This is a genomic window from Massilia sp. CT11-108, from assembly GCF_047302915.1.
Lineage (GTDB): Bacteria > Pseudomonadota > Gammaproteobacteria > Burkholderiales > Burkholderiaceae_D > Telluria > Telluria orientalis.
This window is the reverse complement of sequence record NZ_JBKYMO010000873.1, coordinates 1-1441: the sequence shown is the minus strand read 5'-3', so window position 1 is coordinate 1441 and position 1441 is coordinate 1. Positions and strand designations below refer to the sequence as shown.

Sequence of the window (1441 nt, the reverse complement as noted above, 5' to 3'; positions counted from 1 at the left end):
TGCCATTGACTACTTCGAGACGGTGCGCACGCGCCTGGCCGGCGTGCTCGACGCCGAGCACATGGCGCGGCTGGAGCAGCACCTGTCCCGTTACGAATTCGAAGAGGCGCGCCAGCAGTTGCCCGCCGCAACCCGCCCCGATACCGCGGAAACCTGATGAACATTGTCACCACCGAAAAGACGAGCACGAGCAACAAGGACAAGCCGACGATCCTGATCGTCGACGACACGCCCGACAACATCATGCTGTTGTCGCGCCTGCTCAAGGACCGCTACAACACGAAGGTCGCCAACAACGGCAGCCTGGCGCTGCAGATCGCCCAGTCCACGCCCGGCCTGGACCTGATCCTGCTCGACGTGATGATGCCCGGCCTGGACGGCTACGAGACGTGCCGCCAGCTGAAAGCGAACCCGGTCACGGCCGACATCCCCGTGATCTTCCTGACCGCGAAGAACCAGGTCGAGGACGAGGCGATGGGCCTGTCGCTGGGCGCCGTCGACTACATCGCCAAGCCGATCAGCCCCCCGATCCTGTTCGCCCGCGTGGCCACGCAACTGACGCTGCTCGATGCGCGCCGCCAGCTGCAGGCGCACAACGAGAACCTGGAAAAGCTCGTGCAGGACCGCACGGCACAGCTGGCGCTGATGCAGGAAGCGATCATCATGGCCATGGGCACGCTGGCCGAGACGCGCGACAACGCGGCCGTGACCAAGGGCGACCACCACATCCGCCGCACGCAGCACTACGTGCGCGCGCTCGCGCGGCACCTGCAGCACCATCCGCGCTTCGCGACGGACCTCACGGACGAGAACATCGAGCTCCTGTACCGCTCCGTGCCGCTGCACGACATCGGCAAGGTCGGCATCCCCGATCGCATCCTGCTGAAACCCGGTGTGCTCGACCGGGAGGAATTCGAGGTCATGAAGCTGCACGCCGTGTACGGGCGCGACACCATCATGCTCGTCGAGAAGCACATCGGCGGGACCAACGGCTTCCTGATGTTCGCACGCGAGATCGCCCACTCGCACCAGGAGAAGTGGGACGGCTCCGGCTATCCGGACCGCCTGGCGGGCGAGCAGATCCCGCTGTCGGCGCGCCTGATGGCCGTGGCCGACGTGTACGACGCGCTGATCTCGCGCCGCGTGTACAAGCCCGCGTTCACGCACCAGCAGGCGCTGGAGGTGATGCGCAAGGGCCGCGGCACGCATTTCGATCCGGACGTGCTGGATGCGTTCTTCGAGATCGAAGGGCAGTTCGCGGCGATCGCGGAGGAGTTCCGCGACGCGGAGTCCGAGGCCTGATCTTCCGGAAAACGGCTAAATGATATATATTGTTTGGCTTGTTTGAAGATGGAGGTCCCATGGCGAGGACGACGGCGGCGAAGACGCCCGTAAAGACGGCCGCGAAGCCCGCGGCGAAGAAGGCGGCCGTCTTTACGGG

1 protein-coding gene is annotated in these 1441 nt (G+C 65.4%); it reads left to right on the top strand.

Annotated elements, in window-relative coordinates:
- The first annotated feature begins 156 nt into the window (after positions 1-156).
- Positions 157-1302, top strand: a complete 1146-nt coding sequence (locus ACEN88_RS31585) for a two-component system response regulator (RefSeq protein ID WP_413346093.1) — start codon at positions 157-159, stop codon at positions 1300-1302.
- Positions 1303-1441: the final 139 nt, after the last annotated feature.

Excerpts from the sequence above, each read along its gene's own strand:
- ACEN88_RS31585 (WP_413346093.1), top strand. The coding sequence starts at position 157 with ATGAACATTGTCACCACCGAAAAGACGAGCACGAGCAACAAGGACAAG.